At 38.7% G+C, this 10,407-nt stretch carries 6 protein-coding genes and 2 pseudogenes; 5 read left to right on the top strand and 3 right to left on the bottom strand.

What is annotated here, in order from left to right; genetic code table 11:
* Positions 1–416, top strand: a pseudogene (locus HMPREF9425_RS09400) (transposase); the annotation flags it as partial.
* A gap of 101 nt (positions 417–517) precedes the next feature.
* Here HMPREF9425_RS09400 and glgP read toward each other — a convergent pair.
* The 3 genes and pseudogenes from glgP to HMPREF9425_RS04645 form a co-directional block, all read right to left on the bottom strand.
* A complete protein-coding gene (glgP, locus tag HMPREF9425_RS04655) occupies positions 518–2,779 on the bottom strand; it encodes a glycogen/starch/alpha-glucan family phosphorylase (protein ID WP_003097164.1) in 2,262 nt (753 codons plus the stop codon).
* Between the two features lies 1 nt (position 2,780).
* A complete protein-coding gene (malQ, locus tag HMPREF9425_RS04650; RefSeq protein ID WP_003097163.1) occupies positions 2,781–4,280 on the bottom strand; it encodes a 4-alpha-glucanotransferase in 1,500 nt (499 codons plus the stop codon).
* 253 nt (positions 4,281–4,533) lie between these two features.
* Positions 4,534–5,534, bottom strand: a pseudogene (locus tag HMPREF9425_RS04645) (LacI family DNA-binding transcriptional regulator).
* Between the two features lie 184 nt (positions 5,535–5,718).
* Between HMPREF9425_RS04645 and HMPREF9425_RS04640 the strand changes: the two are divergent.
* The 4 genes from HMPREF9425_RS04640 to HMPREF9425_RS04625 form a co-directional block, all read left to right on the top strand.
* The gene (locus tag HMPREF9425_RS04640) at positions 5,719–6,966 is read left to right on the top strand and encodes an extracellular solute-binding protein (protein WP_003092892.1); all 1,248 of its coding nucleotides are present in this window, start codon (positions 5,719–5,721) and stop codon (positions 6,964–6,966) included.
* Positions 6,967–7,081: 115 nt separating this feature from the next.
* Positions 7,082–8,440 (top strand): carbohydrate ABC transporter permease, encoded by a 1,359-nt coding sequence (locus HMPREF9425_RS04635; RefSeq protein WP_003092970.1) that lies wholly within the window; start codon positions 7,082–7,084, stop codon positions 8,438–8,440.
* Positions 8,440–9,276: a sugar ABC transporter permease gene (locus HMPREF9425_RS04630; protein WP_003092671.1), complete on the top strand. Its 837-nt coding sequence runs from the start codon at positions 8,440–8,442 to the stop codon at positions 9,274–9,276. Before HMPREF9425_RS04635 ends, HMPREF9425_RS04630 begins: the two co-directional genes overlap by 1 nt.
* Before the next feature lie 15 nt (positions 9,277–9,291).
* Positions 9,292–10,407 (top strand): ABC transporter ATP-binding protein (locus tag HMPREF9425_RS04625; RefSeq protein WP_003097156.1); only part of this gene is annotated, 1,116 nt, incomplete at its 3' end.

The raw sequence follows: 10,407 nt of genomic DNA, 5'->3' as shown, positions 1-10,407 counted from the left end.
GTTATCTTGCAAATCATTTCACTCGAAGACCTTTGGTCAAACCTTAAGTCCACATGAAGTCGTTAGGAAGACACTAGACTTTTCAGAAGAATTCGCTAATTATTATAACCTCTATCAGCTCTTGCTGTTTCACTTTCAAGAGAAGAGGGTAGATGAGTTTTTTGAGCTCATAGAGGAGAATATAAGCAAGGTCAATTATTACTTCAAAACTGTCTTTAGGACCTTCCTTAGACATAAACCATACATCAAAAACGCACTAGAAACACATTACTCAAATGCAAAATTGGAGGGGACCAATAAGCTTATCAAAGACATCAAACGTCTGGGCTTCGGTTTTAGAAACTTTATTAACTTTAGGAAGCGTGTTTTCATCACTCTGAACATAAAAAAGAGAAGACCTATCAGGTCCTCTCTAGATGTTAGCTTTTCGTCACCCACTACAGTTGACAAAGAGCCAATTTATCGTAAAAAAACAAGACCATTTCTGATCTTGCTTTCCTTCTATGCAACTAGAATATTATTTTGTGTGCCAGATGTCTTTGTCATACTGTTCGATTGTACGGTCAGATGAGAAGAATCCTGCTTCAGCGATGTTATAAACAACTTTTTTGTTCCATGCTTCTTGATCTTCGTAAGCTGCATAGACTTCCTCTTTTTTCTCGATGTATTCAGCCAAGTCAATCAATGTCATGAACCAGTCTTTAGAGATAAGTTCATTGTGGAGACGTTCCAAGCGTTCTTTATCACCAAGTTTAACAAGGTCTTCGCTTACGATAAAGTCAACAGCTGCTTTGATGTTTGCATCTTTTTCATAGTAATCACGTGATACATAGCCAGCTTTTTCATAAAGGTCGATGATTGTATCAGAGTCTTTACCAAATGTGAAGATGTTTTCTGGTCCTACCAATTCAGCAATCTCTACGTTGGCACCGTCCATTGTACCAAGTGTAAGGGCACCATTAAGCATGAATTTCATGTTACCTGTACCTGAAGCTTCTTTAGAAGCCAATGAGATTTGTTCTGAAATATCTGTCGCTGGGATAAGGTGTTCAGCAACTGTTACGTTGTAGTTCTCAACCAAGTGGACGTTGAGGTATTTGCTTACTTCTGGATCATTATTAATGAGTTCAGAAAGTGACAAGATCAAGTGAATGATGTCTTGAGCAATAACGTAGGCAGGAGCTGCTTTACCACCAAAGATGATTGTGATTTTACGTTTTGGAAGATTTCCTTTTTTGATTTCCAAGTATTTGTGGATGACATACAAAGCGTTCATTTGTTGACGTTTGTATTCGTGGAAACGTTTGATTTGTGTATCGATGATTGAATTTTCGTCAAGGTCAATACCTTTATTGGCTTTAAGATAACGTTTAAGAGCCAATTTGTTATCATATTTGATTTGAGACAAACGTTTGTGAACTGCTGGATCATCTGCAAAGGCAGCCAATTTTTCCAATTGAGTTGCGTCAGTAAGATAACCATCACCAATCAATTCTTTGATGTAGTCAGCAAGTTCTTGGTTTGAGAATTCCAACCAACGACGGAATGTAATACCGTTTGTTTTGTTGTTGAAGCGTTCTGGGTAAAGGTCGTAGAATGGTTTCAACTCAGAAGCTTTAAGGATTTCTGTGTGAAGTGCTGCTACACCGTTAACGCTTGTAGAGAAGTGGATGTCCATGTGTGCCATGTGAACACGGTTGTGTTCGTCAATGATTTGAACACGTGGATCTTCAAATTTTTCACGAACGATAGCGTCCAATTTCTTGATGATAACAACAAGGTGTGGAACAACTTCTTCAAGGTAATCAAGAGGCCATTTTTCAAGGGCTTCAGCCAAGATAGTGTGGTTTGTGTAACCCACCATTTTGCTCACGATTGATACTGCTTCATCAAATTCAAATCCATGTTTTTCTGTTAAAAGACGGATCAATTCAGGGATAACCATTGATGGGTGAGTATCGTTTATTTGTACGTAAGCGTAATCTGGAAGATCGTGAAGGTTAGAACCACGTTCGATAGCTTCGTCAATCAAAAGTTGAGCAGCGTTTGATACCATGAAGTATTGTTGGTAGATACGCAAGAGCTCACCTTTACGAGTTGAATCATCTGGGTAAAGGAAAAGTGTCAAGTTTTTTTGGATTTCGTCTTGATCAAAAGTGATTCCTTTTTCAATTAAGCCATAGTCCAAGCCATTGATATCGAAGAGGTTAAGGTAGTTCTTAGTTTCTTTCTTGTAACCCAAGATATCCAAACGGTCCAAACGTGATTTCAATGTGAAGTTTTTGAATGGAACATCATAAGAGATATCAGTTGGTACCAACCATGATTGATCTTCAATCCAGTAGTTTGGTTCAGCATATTGTTTGTTATCTTTGAAGACTTGTTTGAAAAGACCACAGTGGTAGTTAAGACCAACACCTTCACCGTTAATGCCAAGTGTTGACATAGAATCTATGAAACATGAAGCCAAACGTCCCAAACCACCGTTACCAAGAGATGGTTCTGGTTCAACATCTTCGATTTCACTGATTGATTTTCCGGCAGCAGCTAATTCAGCTTTCACATCTTTATAGATGCCCAAGTTAATCAAGTTATTAGACAAAAGTTTACCAATCAAGAACTCAGCTGAGATGTAGTAAACTTTACGTTTGCTATCGTTTTTAGGTTTTGGGGCAGCTGCTTCTTTTACAAATTCTAACAAAAGGTAGTAGATTTCTTCGTTTGAAAGTTCTTTAAGATTTTTATTTTTCGCTTCAACGTAATTTGTAAATGTAGACATTTTATTTATTTCCTCGATTATATCTTTCTGTAATATCAGTTAAAAATTCTTTCTTATCAACGGTGATTTCACCTGGAAGCATACGCCATTTCCAGTTTTCTCCAACTGTGTTAGGGAAGTTTGTACGACTATTTTCAGGTTTATCAAGAATATCTTGCATAGTCGCAATAGCTGTGTTACTTACTGTTGCGAAGAGTGTGCGAAGAAGGGCACGTGTGATTGGTTCACCTTGACGACGGTTGATATAAGCATCAGTGTAATCACGTTGCTCTTGTGTCAAGTTGTCGTACCAACCGTTGATTACTTCGTTATCATGTGTACCAGTGTAAGCCACTGAGTGGTGTGTGTATACGTGTGGAATATCAATGCTGTTTCCAGTGGTATCATAGAAACCAAACTGAACAATCTTCATTCCTGGGTAACCACAGTCTGCAAGAAGTTTACGTGTCTTATCATCAATATTACCAAGGTCTTCGGCAATAATCTTAAGATCACCCAACTCTTCTTTAACCACTTTGAAGAGGTCATAACCAGGTCCTGGAACCCATTTACCATTTTCAGCAGTTTCATCTCCACCAGGGATTTCCCAGAAATCAGAGAAACCTTTGAAGTGGTCGATACGCAAGTAATCATAGAGTTTGAATGATTCTTGAATACGGAAGACCCACCAAGCATAGTTTTCTGCTTTGTGTTTATCCCAAGCGTAGATTGGGTTACCCCAAAGCTGACCAGTAGCTGAGAAGTTATCTGGTGGAACGCCGGCAATGTAACGTGGTTTACATTCGGCATCTAGTTTGAAGAGGTGTGGTTGAGTCCAAACTTCAACACTATCAGCTGAAATGTAGATTGGCATGTCACCAATGATTTGAATACCATTTTTGTTAGCATAGGCTTTAAGCTCTGCCCATTGACTAAAGAAGAGGTATTGTACTACTTGGTGGTAAGTGATGACATCAACAAGTTCTTTGCGAAGTTTTTCAAGAGTTGCCTCATCGCGTTTAACCGCTTTTTTGTCATCCCAATCTTGAAGGGCTTTGTTATCAAAGTGTTCTTTGATAGCCATGAAGTCAGCATAATCTGCTAACCAGTTAACATTTTCAGATTTGAAAGCTTCAAACTTCTTAGCTTCTTTTTTGTCAGCCAAGATTGCTTTTACAGCTTTTTCAAGGATTGGACGACGAGCTTCGTAAACTTTAGCATAGTCGATAAACTCTGGATTTGAACCAAAGTCAACACCCTCAACATCTGCTTCAGTCAAGAAACCGTCACGGATAAGGAAATCCAAATCGATGAAGTGTGTGTTTCCCGCTACTGCTGAGAATGATTGGTAAGGTGAATCCCCATAACTTGTAGTAGTCAATGGCAAAATTTGCCAGTATGTTTGCTTTGTTTCTTTCAAGAAATCAACAAAGTCGTAGGCTGCTTGACCGAAAGATCCGATCCCGTAGTCACCTGGAAGTGATGTGATGTGCATCAAAACACCGCTTGCTCGTTTGTTCATAAAGTTTACCTCAAATTATTTTTTACACTAACGATTATAATGCAAACGGTTGCACAAGTCAAGAATTTTTAGCAAAAAAAATATAAACTTTTTATTTCTCTTTAAATCAACGTTCGTGAAATAAACGTTTTCATTTAGTGAGTTCTTCTACTAACTTAATTGCGCTCTGGATTTTCTGAAAAATAATTGTCTAGGTAATAAAAAATGGTTGGTAACTTAAGTTACCAACCAAAAGTAAATATTTAAACCTTTTTTATCTCGTTGAGACACTTTCTCTTTCAATGAGTTTAAATGGAATTGTTATTTTCTGTGCCTTAGTATGAGGATTTTTAAGAAGATCCAATAGCCTTCGGACGCTTTCCTTACCCAGTTCTTTAATATTAATGTCATAGGTAGTTAGGAAAGGATGCATGATTTCAGCAAAAGTCGAATTATTGAAAGAAATAACGGCGTAATCTTCGGGAATTCTGATTCCCTGATTATTTAGCCAGTGTATAAGCCGTAGGGCAATCAAGTCATCTTTAACAATTAAGGCGGTCAGTTGATAAGATTGCAAACTCTCTGTCAATGAATCAATGACTCTAGATGAAAAAACAAGTTCTGGATAAGCTTCTAAATTAAATTCGTTAGTCGCTTCAATATATCCTTGATAACGTTCTTGACCTACTTGACCAAAAAGATCATCTGTTACAAAACCAACCTTTTGGTGACCTTTAGTTCTTAAATAACTAACAGCTTCTTGTCCAAGTTCTTTATTATCATTATCAATATAGGTTACTTTATTATTATTATCAACTGCTGCTCCAACAACTACGAAAGGAACTTTTTCTTTTAATAAGTAGTCTTTAACTGGATCTTTTTTTCTGAATAGAGAATGATAAAGCCATCAGCTCGTTTTTGACGATGCATAAGCTCGACCTGTTTAACTAATTCTTCAAGTGTGGCACCCGTAGCAATACTAATGACCTGAGAATGGCAACTAGCTTCTTCATTAATTGCTGTTAGAATCTCCATATAGAATGGTTGACTAATTTTTTCACGGTCTGTTAAGGGAGGAAGAACAACACCTAAACTATGTGTTAAGCCTGTCGCCAACATTTGTGCTGCTGAGTTTGGTACATAACCTAATTCATCCATAGCCGCTCTTACTTTAACTTTGGTTTCTTCTGATATGGCCTGGTTATCCTTTAAGGTCCTGCTTACTGTTGATGGGCTGACACCAGCCCTCTTAGCAACATCTTTAATTGTAGCCATTATTTTCCTCTCATTTTTATAAATATTTCTTTATATTCGTAAAATACAAGAATTATTATAACTAAAATAAACAGCTCTTGCAATCGTTTGCAAAAAAAGTTTAATTTTTTTAGAAAACACTTGACAGATGTTGGAAACGGTTGCATAATATATACCGTAAAATATATTTCTGGAGGACATAGAAATGAAAAAATGGCAAAAAGTATTACTTGGTAGTGCTGGACTTCTTGTAGCTGGTTCGCTCTTGGTAGCGTGTAGCTCAAACTCAAGCAAAAGCTCAAGTTCAGATAGCAAGACTTTGAAACTTTGGGTTCCAACTGGTGCCAAGAAGTCTTATTCAAATACAGTAGCAGAGTTTGAAAAGAAATCTGGTTACAAAGTTGATATGGTAGAAATGGAAGACCCAAACGCTCAAGAAAACTTGACTAAAGATGCATCTACTGCTGCAGATGTCTTCTCACTTCCACATGACCAACTCGGTAAATTGGTGGACGCTGGAGCTATCCAAGAGATTCCTGAGAAATACTCAAAAGAAATTACTGAGCAAGATACTGAGCAAGCTGCCAAAGGTGCTCAATACAAAGGTAAAACCTACGCCTTCCCATATGGTATCGAAACACAAGTTACTTACTACAACAAATCTAAGCTTAATGAAGAAGATGTGAAATCGTATGAAACAATCACTTCTAAAGCTAAATTTGGTAGCAACCTGAAAGAAGTTAATGCTTACGGAACTGGTCCTCTCTTCCTTTCAGTTGGTGACACTCTCTTTGGTCCTAACGGTGAAGATGCGAAAGGTACTAACTGGGGTAACGAGGCTGGTGTGAATGTTCTTAAATTCATCGCAGCTCAAAAAGACAACAAAGGATTTGTCAATGTTGATTCAGCTAATATGATGGCTAAATTCGAAGATGGTTCAGTTGATGCATTCCAATCAGGACCATGGGATTACGCAGCTGCTGCTAAAGCTGTTGGCAAAGACAAGCTTGGTGTTGCCGTGTATCCAACAGTTAATATCGGTGGCCAAGATGTTCAACAAAAAGCCTTCATGGGTGTAAAACTTTACGCTGTAAACCAAACACCTTCTAAAGGTAATGCTAAACGTATCGCTGCTTCTTACCAATTGGCACAAGCTTTGACAAGCAAAGACAGTCAAAATAACCAATTCACTAATGAAGATCGTCACATCATCCCTGCTAATAAAGAAGTTCAAGCTTCTGAAGCAGTTAAAAATGATGCACTTGCACAAGCTGTAATTACTATGGGTTCATCTGAGCAATACACAACTGTTATGCCTAAACTTAGTCAAATGTCAGTCTTCTGGACTGAAAGTGCTGCTCTTATGAGTGACGCTTATAACGGTAAAATCAAGGAAGACCAATTCCTTACTAAATTACAACAATTTGATAAAGATTTGGCAGCGGCTAAATAAGAAACCTAACAAATGAGGAGGTAAAGAGGCAGGTCAAGTTCCTAGCCTCTTTCTCACTTATTTGTAGACAAAATAGAAACCATCACTAATCACACATTTATCTGAGGAGATATCTATGTCACAAACAATCTACGACACAACTCCTATGCGCCAGGTCTTCAAAGAAGGTACATGGGATGTCAAATTATCCTTTCTGGTAATGGGATTGGCAAACTTGGTCAACAAACAGTTTACCAAGGGATTGCTCTTCCTCCTTTCTGAGATTGCCTTTTTAGCGGCATTCGTTATACAAATTATTCCTGCACTTCAAGGGATGATTAGCTTGGGGACTCAAGAACAGGGTGAGGCTGTTAAGGAAGTTAATGGTGTTAAACTTACTGTTCAGGTTGCTGGAGACAACTCTATGCTATTGTTGATTTTTGGACTTGCGTCATTAATCTTCTGTGCAGTCTTCGTTTATATTTACTGGTGTAACCTTAAGAGTGCTCGCCATCTCATGGCTCTTAAACAATCGGGTCGCAAGGTGCCGAACTTTATCGAAGACTTCAAGACCTTGGCTGACGGTCGCTTCCACATGGGGCTTATGACTGTCCCTTTGATTGGGGTTCTGCTATTCACAATCTTGCCTTTGATCTATATGGTCTGTTTGGCCTTTACTAACTTTGACCACAATCACCCAGCCCCTAAATCACTCTTCGATTGGGTTGGCTTTGCAAGTTTTGGTGAAGTTTTACAAGGTCGTATGGCTGGTACTTTCTTCCCACTTTTGACTTGGACCTTGATTTGGGCAGTTGCCGCAACAGCAACTACTTTCTTCTTCGGTATTGTCCTTGCCCTCTTGCTTAATACTAAGGGGCTTAAATTCAAGAAAGTATGGCGTACTCTATTCGTTATCACTATCGCCGTTCCTCAATTTGTATCACTACTTTTGATGCGTAACTTCCTTAATGACCATGGTCCTTTGAATGGTTTGCTTCAAACCTTGCATCTCACTAATGGACCTATTCCATTCTTGACTGACCCATTGTGGGCTAAGTTCTCTATTATCTTTGTTAATATGTGGATTGGTATTCCATTTACAATGTTGGTCGCAACTGGTATCATCATGAACTTGCCAACTGAGCAAATTGAAGCAGCTGAAATTGATGGGGCAAGTAAATTCCAAATTTTCAAGAGTATCACTTTCCCACAAATTCTCTTGATTATGGCACCATCTTTGATTCAACAATTCATCGGTAATATCAATAACTTCAACGTTATCTACTTCCTTACTGGTGGTGGACCTACTAACTCTGAATACTATCAAGCAGGTTCAACTGACCTCTTGGTAACTTGGCTCTACAAACTAACTGTTAGCGCTAAAGACTACAACTTGGCATCTGTTATCGGTATCTTGATTTTTGCCATCTCTGCAACATTCAGTCTCTTGGCCTACACAAGATCATCTTCATTCAAGGAAGGGGCTGCTAAATAATGAAACGTAAGAAAAATCTTTATCTAACTGGTACTTATATTCTATTGACAGTTCTAACTGTTATCTGGTTGATTCCGATTATTTGGATCTTCCTTACAAGTTTCCGTGGTGAAGGAGCTAATGCCGTACCATACTTCTTCCCTAAGACATACACTTTTAATAACTACATCAAACTATTCACCAGCGATGCTTATCCTTTTGGAAAATGGTTTATCAATACTTTCATCGTTGCTACATGTACATGTATCCTCTCAACTTTGATTACCGTTGGGATGGCCTACTCACTTAGCCGCATTAAATTTAAGCACAGAAACGGCTTCTTAAAATTGGCGCTTGTACTTAATATGTTCCCTGGTTTCATGTCAATGATTGCGGTCTACTATATTTTGAAGGCCCTCAATTTGACACAAACGTTGACATCTTTGGTTTTGGTTTATTCTGCTGGGGCAGCTCTTGGTTTCTACATTGCGAAAGGTTTCTTTGATACCATTCCTTACTCATTAGATGAATCAGCAATGATTGATGGGGCAACTCGTCTTCAAATCTTCACTAAGATTACCTTGCCACTTTCTAAACCAATCATCGTCTACACTGCCCTCATGGCCTTCATGGGACCTTGGGTAGACTTCATCTTTGCATCTGTTATCCTTGGTGACGTTAAAGATAAATATACAGTTGCCCTTGGACTCTATCAAATGCTTAACCAAGACGCTATCAATGAATGGTTCCTTCCATTTACCGCAGGTGCTATTATCATCGCCATCCCAATCACCCTTCTCTTTATCTTCATGCAGAAATACTATGTTGAAGGTGTAACCGGCGGATCAGTTAAATAATAAAGGATAAATGATATGACAACTCTTAAACTGGATAAAATTTATAAAAAATACCCAAATGCAACTCACTACTCTGTCGAAGATTTCAGTATCGACATCAAAGACAAGGAATTCATCGTTTTCGTAGGTCCTTCAGGATGTGGTAAATCAACAACTCTCCGTATGGTTGCTGGTCTCGAGGAAATCACAGAAGGAACACTTTCTATTGATGGTGAGGTAGTTAATGACAAATCACCAAAAGATCGTGACATTGCCATGGTATTCCAAAACTACGCACTTTACCCTCACATGACTGTTTATGAAAATATGGCCTTTGGTCTTAAACTTCGTAAATATAAAAAAGACGATATCGACAAACGTGTGCGTGAAGCTGCGGCTAGCCTTGGTTTGACTGAGTTCTTAGATCGTAAGCCTGCAGACCTTTCTGGTGGTCAACGTCAACGTGTAGCTATGGGACGTGCTATCGTCCGTGATGCTAAAGTCTTCCTCATGGACGAGCCTCTCTCAAACTTGGACGCTAAACTTCGTGTGACCATGCGTGCTGAAATTGCTAAAATTACTCGTAATATTGGTGCAACAACTATCTACGTTACCCACGACCAAACAGAAGCCATGACTCTTGCTGACCGTATTGTTATCATGAGTTCTACTAAAAACCCTGATGGTTCTGGTACTATCGGTCGTATCGAACAAATTGGTACGCCTCAAGAACTTTATAATGAGCCAGCCAATAAATTTGTTGCCGGATTCATCGGAAGTCCTGCTATGAACTTCTTCAATGTCAAAGTTGATGGCAACCGTATCACTAACTCTGAAGGTTTGGATATTGCAATCTCTGAGGGTCAAGCTAAAATCTTAAGGGAAACAGGTTACCAAGGTAAGGAAGTTATCTTCGGTATCCGTCCTGAAGACGTTTCTAGTCGTCCAATCGTTCAAGAAGTATATCCAGATGCCAATGTTGATGCTGAAGTAGTCGTTTCAGAGCTTCTCGGTGCAGAAACAATGCTTTACCTAAAACTTGGAGAAACTGAATTTGCTGCCCGTGTTGATGCGCGTGACTTCCATAATCCTGGTGAAAAAGTTAACCTTACTTTCAACGTTGCTAAAGGTCACTTCTTCGACGCTGAAACA

Origin of the sequence: Streptococcus vestibularis ATCC 49124, from assembly GCF_000188295.1 — a bacterium.
In the GTDB taxonomy this organism is placed as follows: Bacteria; Bacillota; Bacilli; order Lactobacillales; family Streptococcaceae; genus Streptococcus; species Streptococcus vestibularis.
The sequence above is the reverse complement of the archived record's forward strand: the minus strand, read 5'-3'. Positions and strand labels throughout refer to the sequence as shown.

What these genes read in the sequence shown, in the direction of transcription:
- glgP (WP_003097164.1), bottom strand. Translation starts at nt 2,779, where the DNA reads ATGTCTACATTTACAAATTACGTTGAAGCGAAAAATAAAAATCTTAAA.
- malQ (WP_003097163.1), bottom strand. Translation starts at nt 4,280, where the DNA reads ATGAACAAACGAGCAAGCGGTGTTTTGATGCACATCACATCACTTCCA.
- HMPREF9425_RS04640 (WP_003092892.1), top strand. Translation starts at nt 5,719, where the DNA reads ATGAAAAAATGGCAAAAAGTATTACTTGGTAGTGCTGGACTTCTTGTA.
- HMPREF9425_RS04635 (WP_003092970.1), top strand. Translation starts at nt 7,082, where the DNA reads ATGTCACAAACAATCTACGACACAACTCCTATGCGCCAGGTCTTCAAA.
- HMPREF9425_RS04630 (WP_003092671.1), top strand. Translation starts at nt 8,440, where the DNA reads ATGAAACGTAAGAAAAATCTTTATCTAACTGGTACTTATATTCTATTG.